At 68.3% G+C, this 22858-nt stretch carries 19 protein-coding genes; 10 read left to right on the forward strand and 9 right to left on the reverse strand.

Features of this window, described 5'->3' with window-relative positions:
• Positions 1 to 33: 33 nt before the first annotated feature.
• Both U5817_RS07810 and U5817_RS07815 read right to left on the reverse strand, forming a co-directional pair.
• The gene (locus tag U5817_RS07810) at positions 34 to 882 is read right to left on the reverse strand and encodes a D-hexose-6-phosphate mutarotase (protein WP_169125571.1); all 849 of its coding nucleotides are present in this window, start codon (positions 880 to 882) and stop codon (positions 34 to 36) included.
• A 9-nt stretch (positions 883 to 891) separates the two neighbouring features.
• Positions 892 to 3585: a GNAT family N-acetyltransferase gene (locus tag U5817_RS07815; protein ID WP_169125624.1), complete on the reverse strand. Its 2694-nt coding sequence runs from the start codon at positions 3583 to 3585 to the stop codon at positions 892 to 894.
• A 304-nt stretch (positions 3586 to 3889) separates the two neighbouring features.
• On the opposite strand from U5817_RS07815, the gene U5817_RS07820 reads away from it, so the two are divergent.
• The 5 genes from U5817_RS07820 (at position 3890) to U5817_RS07840 (ending at position 9258) form a co-directional block, all read left to right on the forward strand.
• Positions 3890 to 5350, forward strand: coding sequence for an NAD-dependent succinate-semialdehyde dehydrogenase (locus tag U5817_RS07820; RefSeq protein WP_407280288.1), 1461 nt, complete (start codon positions 3890 to 3892; stop codon positions 5348 to 5350).
• Positions 5347 to 5922: a class I SAM-dependent methyltransferase gene (locus U5817_RS07825; protein ID WP_407280289.1), complete on the forward strand. Its 576-nt coding sequence runs from the start codon at positions 5347 to 5349 to the stop codon at positions 5920 to 5922. The genes U5817_RS07820 and U5817_RS07825 overlap by 4 nt, the downstream gene beginning before the upstream one ends.
• A 222-nt stretch (positions 5923 to 6144) precedes the next feature.
• Positions 6145 to 6306: a hypothetical protein gene (locus U5817_RS07830; RefSeq protein ID WP_407280290.1), complete on the forward strand. Its 162-nt coding sequence runs from the start codon at positions 6145 to 6147 to the stop codon at positions 6304 to 6306.
• A gap of 165 nt (positions 6307 to 6471) precedes the next feature.
• A complete protein-coding gene (locus tag U5817_RS07835) occupies positions 6472 to 7815 on the forward strand; it encodes a sensor histidine kinase (protein WP_407280291.1) in 1344 nt (447 codons plus the stop codon).
• Positions 7816 to 7842: 27 nt separating this feature from the next.
• Complete coding sequence (locus U5817_RS07840) at positions 7843 to 9258, forward strand: sigma-54 dependent transcriptional regulator (RefSeq protein ID WP_169125567.1); 1416 nt, start codon at positions 7843 to 7845, stop codon at positions 9256 to 9258.
• A 6-nt stretch (positions 9259 to 9264) separates the two neighbouring features.
• On the opposite strand, the gene mnmH is transcribed toward U5817_RS07840, so the two are convergent.
• Positions 9265 to 10314, reverse strand: a complete 1050-nt coding sequence (gene mnmH / locus U5817_RS07845) for a tRNA 2-selenouridine(34) synthase MnmH (RefSeq protein ID WP_407280292.1) — start codon at positions 10312 to 10314, stop codon at positions 9265 to 9267.
• A 56-nt stretch (positions 10315 to 10370) separates the two neighbouring features.
• Between mnmH and selD the strand changes: the two genes are divergently transcribed.
• Positions 10371 to 11411, forward strand: a complete 1041-nt coding sequence (gene selD, locus U5817_RS07850; protein WP_407280293.1) for a selenide, water dikinase SelD — start codon at positions 10371 to 10373, stop codon at positions 11409 to 11411.
• A 40-nt stretch (positions 11412 to 11451) separates the two neighbouring features.
• On the opposite strand, the gene U5817_RS07855 is transcribed toward selD, so the two are convergent.
• The gene (locus U5817_RS07855; RefSeq protein ID WP_407280294.1) at positions 11452 to 12063 is read right to left on the reverse strand and encodes an arylesterase; all 612 of its coding nucleotides are present in this window, start codon (positions 12061 to 12063) and stop codon (positions 11452 to 11454) included.
• Between U5817_RS07855 and U5817_RS07860 the strand changes: the two genes are divergently transcribed.
• Complete coding sequence (locus U5817_RS07860) at positions 12047 to 12763, forward strand: ABC transporter ATP-binding protein (protein ID WP_169125563.1); 717 nt, start codon at positions 12047 to 12049, stop codon at positions 12761 to 12763. The two genes, U5817_RS07855 and U5817_RS07860, sit on opposite strands and share 17 nt — an antisense overlap.
• 15 nt (positions 12764 to 12778) lie before the next feature.
• On the opposite strand, the gene hpnE is transcribed toward U5817_RS07860, so the two are convergent.
• From hpnE to U5817_RS07885, 5 genes are all read right to left on the reverse strand, one after another.
• Positions 12779 to 14089, reverse strand: a complete 1311-nt coding sequence (gene hpnE / locus U5817_RS07865; RefSeq protein ID WP_407280295.1) for a hydroxysqualene dehydroxylase HpnE — start codon at positions 14087 to 14089, stop codon at positions 12779 to 12781.
• Between the two features lie 19 nt (positions 14090 to 14108).
• The gene (gene hpnD, locus U5817_RS07870; protein ID WP_407280296.1) at positions 14109 to 14942 is read right to left on the reverse strand and encodes a presqualene diphosphate synthase HpnD; all 834 of its coding nucleotides are present in this window, start codon (positions 14940 to 14942) and stop codon (positions 14109 to 14111) included.
• On the reverse strand, positions 14939 to 15772 hold the full coding sequence (hpnC, locus tag U5817_RS07875; protein WP_407280297.1) for a squalene synthase HpnC: 834 nt from the start codon (positions 15770 to 15772) through the stop codon (positions 14939 to 14941). The genes hpnD and hpnC overlap by 4 nt, the downstream gene beginning before the upstream one ends.
• A 199-nt stretch (positions 15773 to 15971) precedes the next feature.
• The gene (locus tag U5817_RS07880; RefSeq protein WP_407280298.1) at positions 15972 to 17336 is read right to left on the reverse strand and encodes a diguanylate cyclase; all 1365 of its coding nucleotides are present in this window, start codon (positions 17334 to 17336) and stop codon (positions 15972 to 15974) included.
• Positions 17333 to 18256, reverse strand: a complete 924-nt coding sequence (locus tag U5817_RS07885) for an ABC transporter substrate-binding protein (protein ID WP_407280299.1) — start codon at positions 18254 to 18256, stop codon at positions 17333 to 17335. The genes U5817_RS07880 and U5817_RS07885 overlap by 4 nt, the downstream gene beginning before the upstream one ends.
• Before the next feature lie 310 nt (positions 18257 to 18566).
• Here U5817_RS07885 and U5817_RS07890 point away from each other — a divergent pair, with 310 nt between their 5' ends.
• From U5817_RS07890 to U5817_RS07900, 3 genes are read left to right on the forward strand one after another with little or no spacing between them, the layout of a single operon-like run.
• Complete coding sequence (locus tag U5817_RS07890; RefSeq protein ID WP_169125557.1) at positions 18567 to 19244, forward strand: ABC transporter ATP-binding protein; 678 nt, start codon at positions 18567 to 18569, stop codon at positions 19242 to 19244.
• Complete coding sequence (locus tag U5817_RS07895; RefSeq protein ID WP_407280300.1) at positions 19241 to 21748, forward strand: FtsX-like permease family protein; 2508 nt, start codon at positions 19241 to 19243, stop codon at positions 21746 to 21748. The genes U5817_RS07890 and U5817_RS07895 overlap by 4 nt, the downstream gene beginning before the upstream one ends.
• Positions 21748 to 22830 (forward strand): lipocalin-like domain-containing protein, encoded by a 1083-nt coding sequence (locus tag U5817_RS07900; protein ID WP_407280301.1) that lies wholly within the window; start codon positions 21748 to 21750, stop codon positions 22828 to 22830. Before U5817_RS07895 ends, U5817_RS07900 begins: the two co-directional genes overlap by 1 nt.
• The last annotated feature ends 28 nt before the right edge of the window (positions 22831 to 22858 follow it).

Below are 22858 nucleotides of genomic sequence, written 5' to 3' on the forward strand. Positions count from 1 at the left end.
CGCAAGCGCCGCCCCGTTGCAGGGCATGTCGCGTCAGAGCGCGATCAGGCTCTGGCGGCCGACCCAGTTTTCGCCGGCGTCGAGTTCGATGCGCTGGCGCGCGGCGGCGGCCTCGACGCACAGCATGTGGCGGAAGCCGTTGGCGGGCATGTCGGCGAGCGCGGCGCAGCGCTCCTCCCACGGGTTCCACACCACGACGTCGGGGAAGCCTTCGGCGTTGATGCCCAGGCTGCGACTGCCGTCACGCAGCAGCAGCGGGCGCTTGACGTCGTGGTAGACGCGGTCGGTCTCGTCCTCGACGACCACGACGTCGCCCGAATCGCGCTTGACGCGGTCTTGATCGGCGGAGTCGCGGTATTCATGGCCGTAGAGGCCTTCGAGGCGGGCGTTCTCGACCTCATGCACGCGCAGGTAGGTGTGCAGCGCGGCGGTGAAGGCGAAGGGGGCGTGGCCAGTGTTCTCGACCTCGAGTTCGACGTCGAGGCGCTCGCCCTCGATGACCACCGTCAGCTCGGCGACGAAATTCTGCGGCCAGATCGCCCAGGTGTCGTCGGTCTCGGTGAAGCGCAGCGTCACCAGCGCGAAGTTGTCACCGGCGCGCTTCTCGGCAACCACCCAGGGGCGGGTGCGCAGGATGCCGTGCTTCGGGAGCTTGCCGAGTCCGGCGAACTGCGGGAAGCACACCGGGATGCCGCCGCGGATCGCGGTGCTGCCGTCGTAGATGGCGGAGGGGCTGAGGTAGAGACGCTCCTGGCCGCCGGCGGGGATCCACGACAGGACCTGTGCACCGAAAATGGACACGATGGCCCGGGCGCCCGCCTGCGTCGTGAGCGCGAGTGCGGGCTGACCGTGGAAGTCGATGGTTTCGATGTTTGCGGGCATTGCGGGCCTTCAGTCCTGCAGCGCGAGCACGCCGAGCTTGACGGTGCTGTCCTCGGGGTCGCTCGACAGCACGAAGCCGAGGCCCTGCACGAACTTGAGCATGCGCTCGTTGTTGGCGAGGAAGACGCCGTTCATGTACAGCAGGCCCTTGTTGCGCGCGGTTTCGATCAGCACGCCCATCAGCTTGCGTGCAAGGCCGCGGTGTTGCCAGTCGTCGGCGACGACGACCGCGAACTCGCAGGATTCGCCGTCGGGATTGACCGCATAGCGGCACACGCCGACCTCGACCTCGGTCACGCCATCCTCGCCGGGGATCGTCGCGAGGAAGGCCATTTCGCGGTCGTAGTCGATCTGCGTGAGGCGCGCGACCATCGCGGGCGGCAGTTCGCGCATGGTGTTCATGAAGCGGTAGTACTTCGACTCGGACGATAGCTTGCGCACGAACTCGACTTCCAGTTCCGCGTCCTCGGGCTTGATCGGGCGGATCGTGACGATGGTGCCCTCGGGCTGCGTCCAGGTGCTGGTGAGCTGCGAGGGGTAGGGGTGGATCGCCATGTGGGCGTAACGGTCCACCGAGGGCGAAACGTTCTCGACCGTGACGCGTGCGTCCACCGCGACGGCGCCGTGTTCATCGACGATGAGGGGATTGATCTCCAGCGTCGTGATCCACGGCAGTTCGCAGACCATTTCCGACACGCGCAGCAGCACGAATTCCAGCGCCTCCATATTCACGGGCGGCATGGTGCGGAATTCGCCCAGCAGGCTGGCAACGCGCGACGACTTGATGAGGTCGTGCACGAGGTAGTTGTTCAGCGGCGGCAGCGCGACGGCGAGGTCCTTGTTGGCTTCGACGCGGTTGCCGCCTTCGCCGAAGGTTATCACCGGCCCGAAGACGGGATCGCGGCGTACGCCGACGACCAGCTCGCGGCCGTTGCGCTTGAGGATCATGGGCTCGATCGCGACGCCGTTGATCGCCGCATCGGGCTTGTTGCGGCGGACGTCTTCGAGGATTTCCTGATAGGCGGTGCGTACCGCGGCGAGGCTGCCGAGGTTCAGGCGCACGCCGCCCGAGTCGGCCTTGTGGATGATCGACGGCGAGTCGATCTTCATGACGACCGGCAGGCCGATCTCCTCGGCCAGCACCATCGCTTCTGTCGCGGAACGCGCGACGACGGTCTGCGCGATGGGGATGCGGAAGGCGGCGAGCAGCGCCTTCGATTCCATCTCGTTGAGCACCTTGCGGCGCTCGGCCAGCGCGGTCTCGATGACGAGGCGGGCGCTTTCGATGCTCGGCGGCTTCAGGTGCGACAACGAGGCCGGGGTCTGCATCAGCAGCTTCTGGTTGCGGTAGTACGCCGACAGGTGGCTGAAGAGCTCGACGGCCGGTTCGGGCGAGCGGAAGGTGGGGATGCCGGCGGCTTCAAAGGCCTTGCGCCCTTCGCGCACGAGCTCGTCGCCCATCCAGCACGTGACGACCGGCTTGTCCGCGGTCCTCTCCACCTCGACGATGGCCTGCGCGACGGCGGTGGGGTCGGTGATCGCCTGCGGCGTGAGCATCACCAGCACGCCGTCGACGTTCGGGCCTTCGAGCACGGCCTGCACGGTCTTCTGGTAGCGCTCGACGTCGGCATCGCCGAGCATGTCGATGGGATTGGCGCGCGACCAGCCGTGCGGCAGGATCGCATTGAGCTTCTCCATCGTCGCTTCGGAAAATTCGGATAGCGGAATGTTGAGATCCGCGGCGCGGTCGACGGCCATGACGCCCGGTCCGCCGCCGTTGGTGATGATGGCGAGACGGTTGCCGCGCGGGCGGAAGTGCGCGAACAGCGCGTTCGCCGCGGCGAAGAGCTGGCCCATGTTGTACAGGCGGATGACGCCGGCGCGGCGCAGCGCGGCGTCGAACACGGCGTCGTCGCCGCTCACCGAACCCGAGTGCAGGCGGATTGCGCGCGCGCCCTGGGGATGGCGACCGACCTTGATCAGCAGCACCGGCTTCACGCGGGCGGCGCCGCGCAGTGCGCTCATGAAGCGACGTGCGTCGCGGATGCCTTCGACGTACATGATGATGCTCTCGGTGCGTGGGTCCGAGATCATGAATTCGAGGATTTCGCCGAAGTCGATGTCGCTCGAGGAGCCGAGCGAGACGACGGTGGAGAAGCCGATGTTGCTCGGCTTGGCCCAGTCAAGGATGGAGGTGACGAGCGCGCCCGACTGGGAGATCAGGCCGATGGTGCCCTTCAATGCGCTGACATGCGCAAAGGTGGCGTTGAGGCCCAGCTCGGGGCGCATGATGCCCAGGCAGTTGGGGCCGAGCAGGCGGATGCGGTAGCGGCGGGCGGCCTCGACGACGTGGCGCTCGAGCGTGGCACCGCGCGGGCCGCTCTCGGAAAAACCCGCCGACAGGATGATGATCGCCTTGACCCCGGCGCGGCCGCAGCTTTCGACGACGGTCAGGACCTTCTCGGCCGGCACGGCGATGACGGCGAGGTCGAGGCGATGCGGCACGTCTTCGACGGTCTTGTGGCAGGGAACGCCGAGCACGGATTCATGCTTGGGATTGATCGCGAACAGGCGCCCGCGGAAACCCGCGTCGAGCATGTTGCGCACGACCACGTGGCCGATCGAGTTCTCGCGTTCGCTGGCGCCGATGACCCCTACCGATTTGGGTTCGAGCAGCGGGCTGAGGTAGTGCTTTTCTTTCATTGTCATTTGCCTGGATCCAGGTTCGTCAGCGGCCTCGCCCCGGTCGTCGGGGGCGTCGACGGCCATGCCGCGTGAATCGTGTCCGTGGTGATGCAGTCTGGTTCACCGTTGGTGAAACTCAAGTTTACCGCAGTGCACAAATCTTATTGTGACATAAACGGTAACGATATCGGGTCAGTATCAACCGCAAGGCGTACAGGTGGCGGGGCTGGCGCTGACGCGCTCGCCCGTGCGCAGGCGCGGCGGCGCGACTAGAATCAACGTTCCCGCGGCCTTAACGCCGACATCGACACATCTCCCCATCATGAAAACTCTCGCCGACTACCCCAATTTCCGCCAGCAGGCATACATCGACGGCAGCTGGTCCGACGCCGATTCGGGCGCGACCTTCGCCGTCCGCAACCCGGCAAGCGGTGAAACGATCGCGCACGTCCCCGACATGGGGGCGGCGGAGACGGCGCGCGCCATCGCGGCAGCGAATGCGGCGCTGCCCGCGTGGCGCCGCAGCCTGGCGAAGGAGCGTGCGGCGCTGCTGCGGCGCTGGTTCGCGCTGATCGTCGATGCGGCCGACGAACTGGCGGCGATCATGACCGCGGAGCAGGGCAAGCCGCTGGCGGAAGCGAAGGGCGAGGTGACGTATGCCGCCTCCTTCGTCGAGTGGTTCGCCGAGGAGGCGAAGCGCACGATGGGCGACGTGATCCCGACCGTGGGCCAGGACCGCCGCCTGCTGGCAATCCGCCAGCCGGTGGGCGTGTGCGCGGCGATCACGCCGTGGAATTTCCCTGCGGCGATGATCACGCGCAAGGTCGCACCGGCGTTTGCGGCGGGCTGCACGGTGATCGTGAAGCCCGCGGAGCAGACGCCGCTCACCGCGCTGGCGCTGATGGCGCTCGCGGAGCAGGCGGGCTTTCCGAAGGGGGTGTTCAACGTCGTCACCGGCGATCCGGTGGCGATCGGCGGGGAGCTGACATCCAGCCCGGTCGTGCGTAAATTGTCGTTCACGGGCTCCACCGAGGTGGGTCGCCTGCTGATGGGGCAGTGCGCGCCCACGCTGAAAAAGCTGTCGCTGGAACTCGGTGGCAATGCGCCCTTCATCGTCTTCGACGATGCCGACCTCGACGCCGCGGTGGAGGGCGCGATGGGGTCGAAGTATCGCAACGCGGGCCAGACCTGCGTGTGCGCGAACCGCCTGCTGGTGCAGTCGGGCATCTACGACCGCTTCGCCGAGCGCCTCGCCGAGGCGGTGAAAGGGCTGCGCGTAGGCCCCGGAACTGACGCAGGGGTGACTATCGGTCCGCTGATCGACGATGCGGCCGTCGCCAAGGTCGAGAGCCACATCGCGGACGCGGTGGGGAAAGGCGCGCGCATCATGATCGGCGGTCGGCGCCATGCGCTGGGCGGTTCGTTCTTCGAGCCGACGGTGCTGGCCGACGTGACGCCGGCGATGCGCGTCGCGCGCGAGGAAACCTTCGGTCCGGTGGCGCCGCTGTTCCGCTTCGAGACCGAGGAGGAGGCGATCCGCATGGCCAACGATACCGAGTACGGCTTGGCCGCATATTTCTTCTCGCGCGACGTGGGGCGCATCTTCCGCGTCGCGGAGGAACTCGAGTACGGCATGGTCGGCGTCAATACCGGCCTGATGTCGAACGAGGTGTCGCCCTTCGGCGGCATCAAGCAGTCGGGCCTCGGACGCGAGGGCTCGGTGTACGGCATCGAAGAGTATCTCGAGATCAAGTCGATCTGTGTCGCGGGCATCGACCGATGAGCGAAGAGATCTCCGCCGGCCACCCGTACCCGGCCGAACCCTCTGCGTGGGTGCGGCGCTTCCTGCCGCTCGTGGCGCCGGGGGGTAAGGTGCTCGACTACGCGTGCGGTGCGGGACGCCATGCCCGCCTGTTTGCGGCGCGCGGTTATCGTGTCGTGGCGGTGGATCGCAGCGCGGAGGCGCTCGCGACTTTGGCGGGGGAGCCGCGCATCGAGCCGCGCTGCGAGGACCTGGAGGAGGGGCCATGGCCGCTGGCCGGCGAGCTCTTCGACGCCGTCGTCGTCACCAACTATCTCTACCGTCCGCGCCTGCGCGAGCTCCTCGCGTGCGTCGCGCCCGGCGGCGCGCTGATCTACGAAACCTTCATGCAGGGCAACGAGCGCTTCGGACGGCCGTCGAACCCCGAGTTCCTGCTGCGGCCAGGTGAGCTGCTCGGCTCGCTGGGGACGGACTTCGCGGTGCTGGCGTTCGAACAGGGGGTCGTGGAGCGACCGAAGGCTGCGGTCGTTCAGCGTGTGTGTGCGGTCAGGCGTCCCGCGGACTCGACTGCGCTGCCAGCCGCAGCCGAGTGAGGCAATGCGTGGGTAACGACCCCCGGAATTGCCAGAACAAATGGGTGATATACCCCAAGTGGGGATTTCCCCACTTGGCCGCGCAAGGGATGTAAAGACGGCAAAGGGGCGTGATCATTGGTAGTGGGAACTTTCCCATCGGTGGCACGGTGCGTGCATAGGGACTAGCGAACCCGGCACTCGTGTCCGGGAATAGGCAGTCAGCCGCCCCGGAGGTCGAAAATGAATACCCCAAACGTCACCCTGCTCGGCGGCCCCCGTGTTTCGCGGGTGGGCGACTGGATCCAGGCACGTATCGAACGGCCGGGGCAGCATCGACACCTCGAGTTCGCCTGCGGACGGCGGGTGCGTCCAGTTGCGCGCCGCGGCGTCTTGCGCCCCTGAACGGAGGGCAGCGGAATGAGCGCCGGATTGATCTCCACGCGTCTAATATGCGCATGTGTCGTTCCCGGTTCGGCGGGGGATCTATGGGGGCGCGAGTTGTCCGCCGTGGCGAATGCGGGCGGGGGGGATGGAGCGATGATCGGGGCCGGACCCAGGAGACCTGCGATGCCCGTGCATTTGCGGCCGTTCAACCTGAGCCGCTGGTTTGCGCTGATCGGGCTGCTGTCGATTGCGTCGATCTCGGCGACTGCGGCATACCTGATCTCGGACTTCGTGACCGAACGCATGGTGCGACAGGAAGGCCAGTTGACCATGGAAATGGTCGAGAACCTGATGCTGACCGAGCAGTCGATGCGCAGGCTTCTTGTCGAGCGCGAACCGGTAAGCGTCGACGAACCCGGTGGGGCGTTTTCCCATCTCGCGCTGATGCCGGGGGTGCTGAGGGCCAATCTCTACGATACGTCGCGCCGCATCCTGTGGTCGAGCGAGGCCGAGTTGATCGGTCAGCAGTTCGGTGCGAACGAGGAGCTGGACGAGGCCCTCGCGGGGAGGCTGGTGGCGCACGGCAGGCGCCATGAGGTGAAGGAGAAGGCGGAGCATATGCATCTGGCGCGGGCGGCCAACTTCTTCGTCGAGATCTATCTGCCGGTGCGCGACACCGACGGGACGGTGCTGGGGGCGATCGAGTTCTACAAGAATCCGGTGGCGCTCTTCAATGCATTGCAGCAGCTGAACCGCAACATCGCAGTCGGCGCCGCACTGGCGGGGCTGTTCCTGTATGCCGCGCTGTTCTGGATGGTGCGACGGGCGGACCTGCTGATCTCCGAGCAGCAGCGCCGCCTGGTCGACGCCGAAACCTTGGCCGTGGTCGGGGAAATGAGTTCCGCGGTCGCGCATGGTATCCGCAATCCGCTCGCGTCGATCCGCAGCTCCGCCGAACTGATCCTGGTGACCGACGAGAAGACGGGGCACGAGGCGGCGGGCGACATCATCTCCGAATCCGACCGGCTCGAAGCCTGGGTGCGCGAGCTGCTCTCCTATTCGCGGCCGCTCGACGAAAAAGCGGGGGCGGTATCGCTCGGGCCCATCGTCGGGCGCTGTGTCGACGAATTCGGCCGCGAATTGCACAGGCGGCACATCACCGCGTCGCTGCAGATGCCAGCGCAGATTCCCCCGGTACACGGCGATCCGCTCCTGCTCGCGCAGGTCCTGCACAGCCTCGTGGCGAACGCCATCGAGGCCGTCCAGGCCGATGGGCGGCTGGAGATCCGCTGCGAGAGCGCGCGTGGCGGACGCCAGGTGGTGCTCACGGTGCGCGACAGCGGGCCGGGCATGACCGCGGAGCAGCTGCAGCGCGCAGGCAAGCCGTTCTACACCACCAAGACGCAGGGCCTGGGTGTCGGTCTCGCGCTCGCCCGGCGCATCATCGAGCGCTATGGCGGCACGATGGACATCGACAGTGCGCCGGGCTGCGGTACCGCCGTGCATCTGACGCTGACGTGCGCTTGACGGATTGGAGCAGGCAGGAGAGGGGCTATGGGGCGCGCGATTCTGGTTATCGAGGATGAGGCGGTTCTCGGCAAGAACATCCGCATCTATCTGGAGCGCAGCGGCTACGACGTGCGCGTCGCGGGCAGCGCGGAAGAGGGCCTGGCGCTGCTCGACGTGTTCAAGCCCGACGCGGTGATCCTCGATTTCAACCTGCCCGGCCTCAATGGCCTCGAGGCGCTCACGCGGGTGCGGGCCTTCGACTCCGGCATCCCCGTCATCATGATCACCGGCCACGGCACGGTCGAGCTCGCGGTCGAGGCGATGAAGGCGGGGGCGCGCGACTTCCTCACCAAGCCGGTCGCACTGGGCAAGCTCAAGCTGCTGGTCGACAAGGCTTTCGACGAGAAGCAGCGCGACAGTGCGCTCGACTACTACCAGCGCCGCGAGGCCGATGCCACCGACCTGGCGAGCCTGTTCGGCGATTCGCCGCCCATGACGGCGCTGAAGAACACGCTGCGCCAGTTGCTCGACGCCGAGTCCCAGCTGCTGGACAGCGATGCCCCGGCCGTGCTGGTGCTGGGCGAAACCGGTACCGGCAAGGAGCTGGTCGCGCGGGCGCTGCACTTCAACGGGCCGCGGCGCGACAAGCCTTTCGTCGAACTCAATTGCGCGTCGATTCCCTCGCAACTGCTCGAATCCGAACTGTTCGGCTACGAACGCGGTGCGTTCACGGATGCACGCGAGCGCAAACTCGGTCTCGTCGAGACGGCGGAGGGGGGCACCCTGTTCCTTGACGAGATCGGCGACATGGATCTGTCGCTGCAGGCCAAGCTGCTGAAACTGCTGGAAGAGAAGACCGTGCGGCGCATCGGCAGCCTGCGCGACCAGCGCGTCAACGTGCGCATCGTCGCGGCCACCCATCGCCCGATGGAGGCGCTGGTGCGCGAGGGACGCTTCCGCGCCGATCTCTATTTCCGCCTATGCGTGTTCCAGTTGACCCTGCCGCCGCTGCGCGAGCGTGGTGCGGACATCCTGTCGCTCGCCCGTCACTTCATCGCGCTTCACGCCTCGCGCTACGGCAAGCATCCCCCCGCACTGACGCGGGGTGCGGAGGCGCTGCTGCTCGCGCACTGCTGGCCGGGCAACGTGCGCGAGCTGCGCAACGTGCTCGAGCAGGCCGTGCTGCTGGCGACGGGGCCGACGATAGACGTCTCGCAGCTGTCGCTGTCGACCGTGGTCAGCGTGCCGCCGCTGGGGCATGAGGTGCCGGACGCCGCACCCGCGGCACCTCCAGCGCCCTCGGCCCCGCAGACGCTGGAGGACATGGAGCGCCGCGCGCTCCTCGATGCGCTGCGCCGGACGGGCTGGAATGTGTCGCGCGCGGCCCGCGTGCTCGGCATCAGCCGCGATACGCTGCGCTACCGCATCGACAAGTTCGGGCTCACCGTGACCAGCGTGTGAGCCCCTTCACGCCTGTGCGGCGAGGATACGTTGCGCCAGTTCGCGGATGCCGGCGGGCGTGAGGTCGTCGCAGGCGAAACTCGGGGCTTCGGGGAAGCGCGCGAAGTTGCGGTTCTGCGAGCGGTGGTAGAGCGGGTCGTAGTGCAGGTCGATGAACTCCCCGTACAGCGTGTGCAGGTCGCGCTGCCGGGCGAGCTCCTTCCAGCGTTCGAGCACTTCGTTGCTCTGCAGGCCGCGCAGGAATTCGATACGGTTCTGCAGGTCGGGCACGTCGCGGCCGAGGTAGTCGTAGTCGCGCACCAGAAATTCGATGCGCGCGTCGCGGGCGGCTTCGATCGCGACGCAGGCGCTCGCCCGCATGTGTGCGATCAGGCCTTCGGGGAGGTGGATGCGGCCGATCTTGCGGCTCTCGGCCTCGACGAAGACCGGCCGCGCCGGGTCGAAGCCGTGCAGCTTCTGGTACAGGCGGGTCTCGAAGGACTTCTGCGTCGGCTGCGGACGGTCGGGCAGGGCGCCCAGCACCGAACCCTTGTGCGCGGCGAGATCCTCCAGGTCGAGCACCTGAGCGCCGAGCGCGGCGAGCTGTTCGAGCACGCGCGTCTTGCCGCTGCCCGTCGCCCCGCAGAGCACGCGCAGGTCGAAGCGCTGCGGCAGCGTTTCCAGTTCGGTGACGACCATGCGCCGCCAGTTCTTGTAGCCCCCTTCGAGCTGGCACGCGTCCCAGCCGATGAGCCGCAGCCAGGTCACGAAGGAGCCGCTGCGCTGGCCGCCGCGCCAGCAATAGACGAGCGGGCGCCAGTCCTTGGGCTTGTCCTGGAAGCGCTCGCGCAGGTGGCGGGCGATGTTCTCCGCCACCATCGCCGCGCCGATGCGGCGCGCCTCGAAAGCCGACTGCTGCTTGTAGATGGTGCCGACGATGGCGCGCTGCTCGTTGTCCAGCACGGGGCAGCTGATCGCGCCCGGGATGTGGTCTTCCTCGAATTCCGCGGGGCTGCGGGCGTCGATGAACTCGTCAAAGGTGTCCAGCTGTGCTACGGTCGCGATGCCTTTTTTCATGCCTTGTCGCGGCGCGCCGGCATGTGCCGGACGGCCGTCTTTCCCCTTCGGAATCCATGGATCAGATCAAACTTACGCAATTCTCCCACGGCGGCGGATGCGGCTGCAAAATCGCGCCCGCCGTGCTGTCGAAGCTGCTTGCGCATGCGCCCGCCGGGATCGTCCCGCCGGAGCTCCTCGTCGGCACCGAAACCGCCGACGACGCGGCCGTATACAAGCTCAACGAGCGTCAGGCCATCGTCGCGACGACCGATTTCTTCACCCCCATCGTCGATGATCCATACGACTTCGGCCGCATCGCCGCGACCAACGCGTTGTCGGATGTGTACGCGATGGGCGGACGCCCGATCATGGCGCTCGCGCTCGTGGGCATGCCGCTCGACAAGCTCCCGCCCGAAGTCATCGGCCGCATTCTCGAGGGCGGCGCCTCGGTGTGTCGCGACGCGGGCATCCCGATCGCCGGCGGCCATTCCATCGACGTGCTGGAGCCGATCTACGGCCTCGTCGGACTGGGGGTGGTCGATCCCGCCGAGGTCAAGAAGAACGCCGGCGCGCAGGCGGGCGACGTCCTCATCCTGACCAAGCCGCTGGGCATCGGCATCCTCTCCGCGGGCCTGAAGAAAGGTCTGCTGGCGGATGCCGACTATGCAGAGATGCTGCGCTGGACGACGCTGCTCAATCGCGTGGGCGCACGCCTCGCCGGCATGGGTGGCGTGCATGCGGTCACCGACGTCACCGGCTTCGGGCTGGCGGGCCACCTGCTGGAGATCTGCCGCGGCTCGAAGCTCGGCGCGACCCTCAGTTTCGATGCGCTGCCAAAGATCGCCGCGGCCGAGAAGCTCGTGCGCGAGGGCATCGCCACCGGGGCCTCGACGCGCAACTGGGCGAGCTACGGCGACGACGTGAGAATGGCGGCCGACGCGCCGGAGTGGCAGCGCAAGTTCATCACCGACCCGCAGACCAGCGGCGGCCTGTTGATCGCTTGCGCCGAGTCGGGTGTCGAGGCGGTGCTGGCGGCGATCCGCGCGGAGCAGGGCAGCGAGGGCCACGTCATCGGCCGCATGGTCGCGGGCGAGGCGGTGCTGCGCGTCGAATAAAATGTCGCCGGGCCGGGTGCGCCCCGGCCCGGCCGGCGTCTCAGCCCTTGAGCAGGCCCTTCAGCCCCTTCCATACGGTCTCGAGGATCAGCGGCTGGGCCTCGGCGGTCGGATGGATGCCGTCAGGCTGGAAAAGATCCGGCTTGTCGGCGAAGCCGTCGAGGAGGAAGGGGACGAGGGGCACCTTCTCGCTGCGTGCGACCTCGGTGAAGGTCTGCTGGAAACGCCGCGTGTAGGCGGGGCCGTAGTTGGGCGGCAACTGCATGCCCACGAGCAACACTTTCGCACCCTTGCCGCGTGCCGCCTGGATCATGGCGCTGAGGTTTTCGCCCATGAGCGCGGGCTGCAGTCCGCGCAGGCCGTCGTTTGCGCCGAGCTCCAGGATGACGAGATCGGGCTTGTGCCGGTCGAGTGCCGCGCTCAGGCGCGTGCGCCCTCCGGCCGTGGTTTCGCCGCTGACGGAGCCGTTGATCACGGTATGACGGAACCCTTCGCGCACAAGTCGCGTCTGCAACAGGGTGGGCCAGTCTTCCTGCGACCGCAGGCCGTAGCCTGCGGACAGGCTGTCGCCCCACACGAGTATCGTTGCCGCCTGGGCGGCGCCCGACAACAGCAATGCAAACAAGAAGGTCACGATGGATCGTAGCGGCATTGAGTTCTCCGTTCCGGTGATGCAGGTCTCGGGCCTGTCCAAGAGTGTCGCACTGGCCGACGGCCAGGGGATGCTCCAGATTCTGCAGGATGTGTCGTTCGGCGTCGCGGCCGGCGAGTCCGTCGCGATCGTCGGCGCCTCCGGCTCGGGCAAATCGACCCTCCTCGGATTGCTGGCCGGGCTGGATGTTCCCAGCGCGGGCAGCGTGCATATTCTCGGCCGGGATCTGTTCGCACTCGGCGAGGACGACCGCGCGGGGTTGCGCGGCGAGGCGATCGGTTTCGTGTTCCAGGCCTTCCAGTTGCTGCCGGCGCTGACGGCTCTTGAAAACGTCATGCTCCCGCTGGAACTCGCCGGCGCCCGCGACGCCGCGGCCACGGCACGCAAATGGCTCGAGCGCGTCGGTCTTGGCAGCCGCCTGCGGCATTATCCCAAGCACCTTTCCGGCGGCGAGCAGCAGCGCGTCGCGCTGGCGCGCGCCTTCGCTCCCGATCCGCGCCTGCTGCTTGCCGACGAGCCCACCGGCAACCTCGACGCGGTCACCGGCGAAGCAGTGATCGAGCTGATGTTCGCGCTGAACCGCGAATCGGGCACCACGCTCATCCTCGTCACCCACGACGAGTCGCTCGCCGCGCGCTGCGATCGCGTGCTGCACATGCAGGCCGGGCGTCTCACCGAACCGGCGCTGCGGCCAGCCTGACGGGAGCGGGCGGGGTCAGGCCGCGGTGCTGGCAATGCGGCGCAGCACGCGCGAGGCCGCATTGATGCCGGAGCGCACGGCCGATTCCAGCGTCGCGGGGTAATCCGAATCGAGGTAGTCGCCGGCGAGCCACAGCCCCGGCACGGGCGTCTGCGCCCCGGGACGCGAAACGGCGGGTTGGCAGGCAAAGGTCGCTCGCTTCTCGGTGATGACCTGCGACCACTCGAGTGGTGGCAGGCGCTGGTCGAGTTCCTGCTCGAGCTGCGCGTGCACGGCGAGCAGCAGATCCTCGCGCGAAAGCGCGTCGTGCGGCCCGTGCGCGCTGATTACGCAGGCGAGAAGGCCTTGCGGCCCGCCGAGCTGGCCGCGGTCGAATGCCCACTGCGCGGGCCCGCGCGCGAGGCCGATCATCGGGTAGGGCAGGCGCACGGTCTGCCCGAGCGCGAGGTACACCGTGGTGATCGGCTCGCTCGGCAACGCGGCGATCATCGCCGACAGCCGCTCGCAGTTGCCGACGGAATCGAGCAGGGCTGTCGCATGGTGGGGGGCGGTCGCCAGCACCACCTGCGCATACACCTGTCGCGGCGAAGGGTCGCCCTCCAGGCGGAAACCGCCCTGCACCTGATGGATCCCCTCGACCGGCGTGCCGGTGCGCAGCTTGCCGCGGCGCACGGCGAGGTAGCGCGCGGCAGGCACGGGGAAGAGCTCGGACAGGTCGACGCGCGGGATCAGCAGCTCGCTCGCCGCCGCGCCGGCGCCGAGGCTGTCGCGCAGCACGTTCGCGAACACCTGCGCGGAAGCCTCGGCGAGTGGCGTGTTCAGTGCGGCGACGCACAGCGGTTCCCACACCAGCCGGACGAGGTGCTGGGGCTGGTGCAGTTCGTGCAGCAGCGCCGCCACGCTCAGACCGGAGTCGACGCGGAAGCGCCGTTTCTTCAGCACGCGCATCAGGCGCAGCATCGCGAGCCGGTCGCCCCAGCTCAGCCCTTTCGCGGTAAGCAGGCCGAGCGCCAGATGCAGCGGGGCCGGCAGGCGGGCGGCCTGCAGGTGCAGCTGCCCCGGCGTGTGCAGGGTGAGCGGCAGGTGGGCCAGTTCCTTCGGCGTGCCGCCGGTCACGCGCAGCAGGCGCAGCAGTTCGCCATAGGCGCCGAGCAGGATGTGCTGGCCGTTGTCGACGCGCCAGCCGTCCTTCGCGACCGCGCGTGCGCGTCCGCCGAGCGTGTGCGAGCGTTCGAACACGGTCACCTGCACGCCGCGCCGGGCGAGTTCGACCGCGCAGGCGAGGCCGGCGTAGCCGGCGCCGATGACCGCGACCGGTTGGTTCATCGCGGGCTGCGTCCCGTCATCATGCACGCACCCAGGTCTTGGCGGCGATCCACAGCTTGCGCACCGGCGTGAGCGAGGTGCGGCGGTCGAGCACCAGGAAGCCGTCGCTGGCGATCTCGCGCAGCAGGGTGCGGTAGATCGCGGCCATCACCAGGCCGGGACGCTGGCTCTTGCGGTCGGCCGCGGGCAGCTGGGCGAGCGCCTGGTCGTAGAACTTCTCCGCGCGCTCGGCCTGGAAGGTCATCAGCGCGCGGAAGTTGTCGTCGTGGCGGCCTTCCATGATCTGGCTTGCGGGCACCTTGAAGCGCTGCAGGTCCTCGATCGGCAGGTAGATGCGGCCGCGGCGCGCGTCCTCGCCGACGTCGCGGATGATGTTGGTGAGCTGGAAGGCCATGCCGAGGTCGTGCGCGTACTTCAGCGTCTGGCGCTCGCGGTAGCCGAAGATCTCGGCGGCGAGGAGCCCGACGACGCTGGCGACGCGGTAGCAATAGAGCTGCAGGCCCTTGAAGTCGAGATAGCGGCTCTGCGTGAGGTCCATCTCCATGCCGTCGATGATTTCGAGCAGCTGTTCGCGCGGAAGGTTGAAGCGTGCGCTGACGTCCTTCAACGCGAACCCCACCGGATGGCTGGGGCCCCCCCCATACGCCCGCGCCACCTCCTTGCGCCACCAGTCGAGCTTGGTCTGCGCGACCTGCACGTCGTGGCATTCGTCGACGACGTCATCCACCTCGCGGCAGAACGCATACAGGGCCGTGATGGCCTGGCGGCGCTCCGGAGGCAGGAACATGAAGCTGTAGTAGAAGCTGGAGCCGCTCTTGGCAGCCTTGTCGTGACAGTAATCGTGCGGATTCATCGGATTCTCGGGTAATGCACGGCGCGCCAGGCGAGTCGCGGCCAGTCGCTGCGGGTGAGGGTGGGGCGGTGCCGGAACACGTCGTAGTCCGCCTTCTCGATGCGTTCGAGAATGCGCAGGCCGCCCAGCACCATCAGGCGCAGCTCCCAGCCGATGCGTCCCGGCAGTTGCCGTGCGAGGGGCGCCCCTTCGACCATCATCGCCCGTGCACGTTGCACTTCGAAGTCCATCAGGGCACGCCATGCATCGTCGCAACGGGTGCTGTCGATATGGTCCTCGCTTACGCCGAAGCGGGCCATGTCGGCTTGCGGCAGATAGATGCGGCGTTTGCGCCAGTCGATCGCGACGTCCTGCCAGAAGTTGATGAGCTGCAGGCTCGTGCAGATGAGGTCGGAGCGACGCAGGTTGTCCGGCGTCGCGGCGTCGTAGAGGTGCAGCAGCAGGCGTCCGACGGGATTCGCCGAGCGGCGGCAGTAGTCGAGCAGTTCGGCGAAGTCGGCATAGCGCGTCTTGCCGACGTCCTGGCTGAAGGCGTCGAGCAGGTCGCGGAAATACTGCAGCGGCAGCCTGTGAGCGCGGACATTCGTCGCGAGGCGGGCGAAGATCGGCGCGAGCGAGGCATCGCGCGGGGGCTGCCCGGCGTCGATGGCGTTGAGCTCGATACGATAGTCATTGAGCCGCGCCAGGCGAGCAACGGGCGTCGCGTCGCCCTCGTCCGCGATATCGTCGGCACTGCGCGCGAACGCATAGATCGCCTCCACGGGCTCGCGCAGGCGGGCCGGAAGCAGGAGCGAGGCGACAGGAAAGTTTTCGTAGTGGTCGACGGGCATGATCGGGGCGCCGCGAGTATACGCGAAGCCGCGTGCGTCGCAGCACGGCACGCCAGGGCAATCGCAGGAACCAAGTGCGGGGCTTCGCGTGAGAGCTGTCCTGTGGGAGCGGCTTCAGCCGCGAAGCAGCCGTGTCGCGGAGTGAACCGCTCATTCGCGGCTAAAGCCGCTCCCACAGGGGCGTCGCCCCCTGGAGGAGTCAGACCGCCTGCGCCTCGTCCGGCCCTTCGAGCGCGGGTGAGTCCTGGTTCCCCGCCTCGAGCGGATAGCGCACCACGCGATTGCGGCCGCTGCGCTTGGCTTCGTAGCACGCCGCGTCGGCCGCAATCAGGATCTCCGATGGATCGGTGTGGCTGCCGTCGATGCAGGCCATCCCGATGCTGGCGCCGATCGAAAAGTGTCGTCCCTGCCATTCGAAATCGAACGAGGCGATGCTCGTGCGCAGTTCGTCCGCGATGTCGAGCGCGTCGGATGGGCTGCAGCCGCGCAGGATCAGCGCGAATTCGTCGCCGCCGATGCGGCAGATGATGTCCTGCTCGCGCACGCGCTGCTGGATCAGCAGCGCGATGCGCATCAGCAGGTCGTCGCCGGCGGCGTGGCCGCAGGTGTCGTTAACGATCTTGAAGCGGTCGAGGTCGATGAAGCACAGCGCCCCGTGATCGCCCGCTCTGCGGGAGGCCACGACGCACTCGTCGAGTTTCTGTTCGAAGACGCGGCGGTTCGGCAGGCCGGTCAGCGGATCGTGCTGTGCCTGGTATGCGAGCAGCGCGGTGGCGTCATCGATGCGCGACTGCAGGGTGCGGTGGCTCTCGGAGATCGCGCGCGCCATCGTGTTGAAGCCGCGCTCCAGAGTGGAGAGTTCCTGACTGGAGGCCTTCTCGGGAATCGCGACGTCGAGCGCGCCGAGCGCCATCTGCCCGACCCCGCGGACAAGGCGCGCCACGGGACGCGAAACGGAGCGCGCGAGCCGCACGGCGATCACCGCGGTGAGCAACAGGCCGAAGGCGACGATCGCGAAGGACGTCCAGATGATGAAGGATTTCTCCCGCGAAGAGGGGCGGGTATCGAGCTCTACATGCACCCAGCCGATCGTGTTCGCCCCCTGCTGGGCGACGCCAGGCTGCCAGCCGTCTACAAGTTCGTCATCGATGGCGATGACGCCCGACTTGATGGGGGCGACCACCGCGAGCATGTCCGGGGCTGCGTGGCTGGTGGTGCTTTCCTCGATCCTGCGCAGCGCATCGGGTTCCAGCACGCTGATGCGCCCCCTGCTGGCGAGCAGTTCGCCGCGGCCGTCATATACCGCCGCCGCGCTCACTTCCCGCTGCGCCGTTGCAGCCTGCAGCAGCGTCTGGAGCGTGGCGCGATTGCCGGATATGACGCCGTACTCGGCGGCGGGGGCGAGGAAGCTGACGATCGCGTTGCCGTGCTCGTGCAGGGTGCGGTCCAGGGTCTGTGCGCCGCGATACAGCACCAGCGTCGTGACCAGCGTGGCGAGCAGCGCCGCCGGCAGCAGCGCCACCAGCAGCAAGCGGTTGTGCAGGGAAAGGCTGGCCGGGTTCATTGCGGCCTCCGCTTTTCGATTGCATCGACGAGCGCCGCTTCGTCCGGAACCGGGTACAGCAGCGAGCGTGCGACGTGGCGATTGACACCGACACTGAAATATCGTGGCGCCTCAGCCACCGGGAGGTCGATGTGTCCCGCCCCTTGCTGCGCGACGAGCCATTCGCCCACTTGGCGAGCCGCGTCCTCCGGTGCCGTAAACACGGAGGCGATCGCTCCCGCGGTCACGTAGGCCTGCGAGTAGCCGAACAGCGGCTTGCGGTAGCGGTAGGTGGTGAGCAGGATCGGGCGCGCGGTCGCAGGACTGTAGGCGGTCGGGTCGGGCACCGCGAGAATTGCGTCTGAGGACTCCAGCAGGCGTTCGAGCGCAGGCAGAAGGCCGTCGACATCCGCGATGATCTCGAAGCTCATCGTCAGCCCCTGCCGGGCGCCGGATTCGGCGAGCGCGCTGCGCATCGCGGCGGATTGCGGGCCGAGCAGCACGCCCACGCGGGTGGTCTTCGGGTTGGTCGCGCGGATCAGGCGCATGTGCCGGGCAAGGGGCTGGTCGAGCACGAAGCCGGCGAGCCTTGCGCGCGGATGCCTTTGCTGCAGTGCGCGGAGGTTGGGTGTCGAGATGAGCGCAACCAGCACGGGGGAGGTGCTGCGATCGGCAACGGCGTCGGCCGCTTCGGCCCCCACGGCGATCACGACGTCGGCGCGTTTGAGGGCCGCCTCGTTGATCGAGTCACCGGTGCTGCCGGCATCGCTGAGGCGAATCGCTGCCGAGGTCGTGATTTCGCGGCTTAGCGCGGCCGCGAAGGCCGTCTGTGCGTCGCTCCGCTTCGACAGAACGATGGCCGCCTCGAGGGCGAACGCCGACCCGGCCGCCAGGGCCAGCGCCAACAAACCGAGTACGAGGAGCGCCAGTCGGTTCAGCATGTCATCCGTGGCCCGCGACAGCCGCCGCAGGGGAACAGGGTATCGTATGCTTGCGAGCGGACTTGCCCCGGACCGGCGTGTTCTTCCTCGTTGCGGAGGCTGTGCGCGAGGGGCTCGCGGCCCGGGTGGTGTTCGTCCGCGTCATGCGCGCCGGATATACTGTGCTGTTCAAATGGTGCAGCTTTCCATTTATGCCGTGTCGAGTCAATCCCGGATGTGCCCATCATAAGCCTTCGGGATTTGCATCGGGATTTGCATCGGGATCGCGCAGGCGGTGCCGGTCTGAACCATGGGCGGGGGAGCGGTCGGAATGCTGGAAATCGACGATCTGAGCAAGGGACTCGGGGCTGCCGTCGCGCGCGTGCTGTTCGAGGGGCTATCGTTGTGCGTGCGACGCGGCGAGTGTGTTGCCGTCATGGGCGAGTCGGGAGTAGGCAAGTCGACCCTGCTCAACTGCATTGCCGGGCTGGAACCGGTCGATGGCGGGAGCATCCGTCTCGACGGAACCGAACTCGTCGGGCTCGACGACGACGCGCTGGCGGGACTGCGCCGGCGCAGCTTCGGCTTTGTTTTCCAGGCCTTCCACATCCTCCCGCACCTTGACGTGGCGCAGAACGTCGCCCTGCCGCTGTGGCTGCTCGACGCCGATGACGTCGAAGCCGACCGGCGCGCCCGGGCGATGCTGGAGCGGGTCGGACTCCTCGACCGAGCCGGCGCCTGGCCGCGCGAGCTTTCCGGCGGGGAGCTGCAGCGCGTCGCGATCGCCCGCGCGCTCGTCCATCGGCCCTCGTTGGTGCTTGCCGACGAACCGACGGGCAACCTCGATCCCGGGCGCGCGGCGGGGGTGCTCGACCTGCTGCTGGAGTGCATCCGCGACGCGGGGGCGATGGGTATCCTCGTGACGCACTCGCGTGCGGCAGCCTTGCGCGCCGACCGTATCCTGCGCCTGACCACGGGGGGCCTCGCGCCCGACGGCGAACGCACGTGAGTCGGGTCCTCGGCCGGATCTTCATCGCCAGCCTCGCGCGTCGCCGGCTCGCAACGGCATTGTCGCTGTTCGCGATCGCGCTCGGTGTCGCCCTCGGCCTGGCCGTGCAGATCATCCATGCTGCGGCACTCGACGAATTCGGTCGCGGCATGCGCTTGCTTGCCGGCGAGGCGGACCTACAGGTAGCCGGATCGCGCGAGGGCTTCGATGATGCGCTGTACGGACCCCTCGCGATGCGCGAAGAGGTGGCCGATGCCAGTCCTGTCGTGGAACTCGAGGTCCGTCTGCCGTTGCACGGCCGCTCGCTTCCCCTCTTCGGCATCGATGCCCTGCGGGCGGCGCACGTCCATCCGGCCCTGATGCCGCAGGCCACCGAGCCCGGGCGTGAAGGGGCCGCCCTCGCCTGGCTGCAGCCCGATGCGCTGTTCCTGAGCTCCGCCGCCCAGGCCGAACTCGGCGTCGCGGTTGGCGACCGGCTGGATGTCGTGGCTGCCGCGCGGGTCGTATCGCTGCACGTGGCCGGCGGGGTCCCCGGCGCGGGGCAGGGGCGGGCGCTGGCAGTCATGGATATCGCCGCCGCGCAGCAGCTCTTCGGGCGGGTGGGGCGCATCACGCGCATCGACCTCAGCCTGAAGGAAGGCCTCGATGTTGCCGCCGCACGCGATGCGCTCGCGGCCGGCCTGCCCCCGGGCGTCGAAGTGCTCACCCCGAGCGCCGCCGAGGAACTGGCGGCAGGACTCTCGCGCGCCTACCGCGTAAATCTCACGATGCTGGCCACGATCGCCCTCGTCACCGGCGGCTTCCTCGTTTTTTCCACGCAGTTCCTTGCCGTGGCCCGCCGTCGCCAGGAATTCGCCTTCCTGCGCGCGCTGGGACTGGATCGTGGCTCGTTGATGCGCGGATTGCTGGTCGAAGGTGCCGTCGTCGGACTCGCGGGCGGCCTGCTCGGGATCGTCCTCGGGCATGGGATCGCGGTCGTCGCTTTCGCAGTCGCCGGCGGCGATCTCGGTGCGGGCTACTTCAGCGCGCTAAGCCCCGCGCTGCGCTTCGATCCGGTGGCAAGTGGCGCCTACCTCCTCCTGGGTGTTCTCGCCGGGCTGGCGGGTGCATGGCAGCCGGCGCGCGAGGCATGGCACATGCTACCCGCGCTTGCGCTCAAGTCCGGTGACGAAGCCGCGATGTTCCGCTTCCGCGCGCACCCGCGCAGCGCATCCGCCTGTCTCGCAGGCGCTGCGGCGCTATGCCTGCTGCCGTCGCTCGGCGGGGTGCCGGTATTCGGCTACCTCGCCGTCGCCCTTATCCTGGTCGGCGCCGTGCTGGTGCTGCCCATACTCGTGCGGGGCTTTGCGCGCATCGCTTCCCTCCTGCGCCGGCCCCTCTGGCGACTCGCGAACGCTCGTCTTGCGGCCGCGCCCGGGCAGGGCGTCGTCGCCGGCGCCGGGGTGGTCGCGAGCGTCGCACTCGCCGTCGCGATGGCGATCATGGTTGCCTCCTTCCGCGATTCGGTCGATCGCTGGCTCACCGCCGTGCTGCCTGCCGATCTCTATGTCAGCGCGTCCCCGCAGGGCACCAGCGGCTTCCTCGACCCGGCCGTACTGGAGCGGATCACGGCGCTCCCGGGCGTGTCGCGAACGATGCCCTTGCGCTTCGACTCCCTGCGCCTCGACGACCGGCGTCTTCCCGTGGCCCTGATTGCACGCCCGCTGGACGGCGGCAAACTGCTCCCGCTGGTTGGCCTGGCGACGCCGCCCGCGGCGGGGGAGATGCCGGCGTGGGTATCGGAAGCGATGGCCGACCTCTTTGCCGTCGCGACGGGTGACGCCCTCGTCCTGCCGCTGGGCGGGAAGTCCGTGACCTTCCGCGTCGCCGGCGTGTGGCGCGATTACGCGCGGCAACAGGGTGCGGTCGCGATCGAGCTGGCGGACTACCGTGCGGTGACCGGCGACCTCGTTGCGAACGACGTCGGTGTCCTTCTTGCCGAGGGCGCATCCTTCGATACGGTCGCCGCCGCGGTCCGCGACATCGTCGGCGAGAACACCGTTCGGATTGCGAGTCCCGGGGAGATTCGCGCCCGCAGTCTCGCCATCTTCGATCGCACCTTCCTCGTTACCTACGCGATGGAGGCGGTCGCCGTGCTCATCGGACTGTTCGGCGTCAGCACCAGTTTTGCGGTGCTGGCGATCGCCCGGCGCAAGGAATTCGGGATGCTGCGTCATCTGGGGATGACGCGCCGCGAGGTCGGCCGGCTGATCACGCTCGAGGGCGTGCTCACGGCCGCGGCAGGGACCGCGCTCGGCCTCGCGGCGGGTACCGCGATTGCGGTCGTTCTGATCGAGGTCGTAAATCGCCAGAGTTTCCACTGGAGCATGGACTTGACGCTTCCAATCGGCGGCTTGCTGGCTTTTGCCGTCACCGTGATCGCGCTTGCGGGGATCGCCGCGCGCGTTTCCGGCTACCAGGCGATGCGCGGTACGGCCGTGATGGCCGTGCGGGAGGACTGGTGATGGACTGGAGGTGCTTCGCGCATGCCCTTGCGTTCGCCGTGTGCGGAGTGCTTGCCGTGCCTGCGGCAGACGCCGCGCCCGACTACCCGCCCGTGCTGCCCGGCGCAACGCTGCGCTTTCCGGCGGACGGCGGCGCGCATCCGGACTACCGCACCGAGTGGTGGTACGTCACCGGCTGGATCACCGACGACCGGGGTGTCGAGCGCGGCTTCCAGGTCACCTTCTTCCGCGTCCGCACCGGCATCGGCGAGGACAATCCGAGTCGCTTCGCACCACGCCAGCTCGTGCTCGCGCACGCGGCGATTGCCGATCCCGCCGTGGGGCGTCTGCTTCATGCCGAGCGCAGCGAGCGCGAACTGGAGCCGCTGGCCGGCGCCGAGACGGGCGCGACGGGGGTATGGATCCGCGACTGGCAACTCGCATGGGGGCAGGATCATTATCGCAGCCGTGTTGACGCCGGATCCTTCGCCTTCGACCTGCGATTCGACCCCTCCGGCCCGCCCGTGCTCAACGGCGAGAAGGGTTTCAGCCAGAAAGCCCCTGATCCGAAGCATGCAAGCCATTACTACAGCCGCCCGCAGCTCGTGGTCAGCGGGTCGCTGCGCGTGGATGGCAACACCGTCCCGGTGAAAGGGCGGGCCTGGCTCGACCACGAGTGGTCCAGCGAGCTGCTGCCCGAGGGCGCGCGGGGCTGGGACTGGATCGGCATCAACCTGCACGACGGCGGTTCGCTGATGGCCTTCCGCATGCGCGACGAGCGCGGCGGATCGATGTGGTCAGCCGGCACGCTGCGCGCCGCCGGAGGCGCGGTGCGCGCCCTGCAGCGGGAGCAGGTGGCCCTGACACCCGAGCGGCGCTGGCGCTCGCCCCGCACCGGCGCCGAGTACGCGGTCGAATGGGTGATCGACATCGACGGCCGCCGCCTCGAGCTGCGTCCCCTGATGGACGATCAGGAACTCGACAGCCGACGTTCGACCGGCGCGGTGTATTGGGAAGGCGCCGTGCGGCTGTTCGAGTCTGGTCGCGAGATCGGACGCGGTTACCTCGAGATGACCGGCTACGCCGAACGCCTGAGGATGTGAGGCCGTGTATAATGCGCCCGCCGCTGCA

The sequence above is a fragment of the Aromatoleum evansii genome, assembly GCF_045689615.1.
Lineage (GTDB): Bacteria > Pseudomonadota > Gammaproteobacteria > Burkholderiales > Rhodocyclaceae > Aromatoleum > Aromatoleum evansii.

What these genes read in the sequence shown, in the direction of transcription:
- U5817_RS07810 (WP_169125571.1), bottom strand. Translation starts at nt 882, where the DNA reads ATGCCCGCAAACATCGAAACCATCGACTTCCACGGTCAGCCCGCACTC.
- U5817_RS07815 (WP_169125624.1), bottom strand. Translation starts at nt 3,585, where the DNA reads ATGAAAGAAAAGCACTACCTCAGCCCGCTGCTCGAACCCAAATCGGTA.
- U5817_RS07820 (WP_407280288.1), top strand. Translation starts at nt 3,890, where the DNA reads ATGAAAACTCTCGCCGACTACCCCAATTTCCGCCAGCAGGCATACATC.
- U5817_RS07825 (WP_407280289.1), top strand. Translation starts at nt 5,347, where the DNA reads ATGAGCGAAGAGATCTCCGCCGGCCACCCGTACCCGGCCGAACCCTCT.
- U5817_RS07830 (WP_407280290.1), top strand. Translation starts at nt 6,145, where the DNA reads ATGAATACCCCAAACGTCACCCTGCTCGGCGGCCCCCGTGTTTCGCGG.
- U5817_RS07835 (WP_407280291.1), top strand. Translation starts at nt 6,472, where the DNA reads ATGCCCGTGCATTTGCGGCCGTTCAACCTGAGCCGCTGGTTTGCGCTG.
- U5817_RS07840 (WP_169125567.1), top strand. Translation starts at nt 7,843, where the DNA reads ATGGGGCGCGCGATTCTGGTTATCGAGGATGAGGCGGTTCTCGGCAAG.
- mnmH (WP_407280292.1), bottom strand. Translation starts at nt 10,314, where the DNA reads ATGAAAAAAGGCATCGCGACCGTAGCACAGCTGGACACCTTTGACGAG.
- selD (WP_407280293.1), top strand. Translation starts at nt 10,371, where the DNA reads ATGGATCAGATCAAACTTACGCAATTCTCCCACGGCGGCGGATGCGGC.
- U5817_RS07860 (WP_169125563.1), top strand. Translation starts at nt 12,047, where the DNA reads ATGGATCGTAGCGGCATTGAGTTCTCCGTTCCGGTGATGCAGGTCTCG.
- U5817_RS07855 (WP_407280294.1), bottom strand. Translation starts at nt 12,063, where the DNA reads ATGCCGCTACGATCCATCGTGACCTTCTTGTTTGCATTGCTGTTGTCG.
- hpnE (WP_407280295.1), bottom strand. Translation starts at nt 14,089, where the DNA reads ATGAACCAACCGGTCGCGGTCATCGGCGCCGGCTACGCCGGCCTCGCC.
- hpnD (WP_407280296.1), bottom strand. Translation starts at nt 14,942, where the DNA reads ATGAATCCGCACGATTACTGTCACGACAAGGCTGCCAAGAGCGGCTCC.
- hpnC (WP_407280297.1), bottom strand. Translation starts at nt 15,772, where the DNA reads ATGCCCGTCGACCACTACGAAAACTTTCCTGTCGCCTCGCTCCTGCTT.
- U5817_RS07880 (WP_407280298.1), bottom strand. Translation starts at nt 17,336, where the DNA reads ATGAACCCGGCCAGCCTTTCCCTGCACAACCGCTTGCTGCTGGTGGCG.
- U5817_RS07885 (WP_407280299.1), bottom strand. Translation starts at nt 18,256, where the DNA reads ATGCTGAACCGACTGGCGCTCCTCGTACTCGGTTTGTTGGCGCTGGCC.
- U5817_RS07890 (WP_169125557.1), top strand. Translation starts at nt 18,567, where the DNA reads ATGCTGGAAATCGACGATCTGAGCAAGGGACTCGGGGCTGCCGTCGCG.
- U5817_RS07900 (WP_407280301.1), top strand. Translation starts at nt 21,748, where the DNA reads ATGGACTGGAGGTGCTTCGCGCATGCCCTTGCGTTCGCCGTGTGCGGA.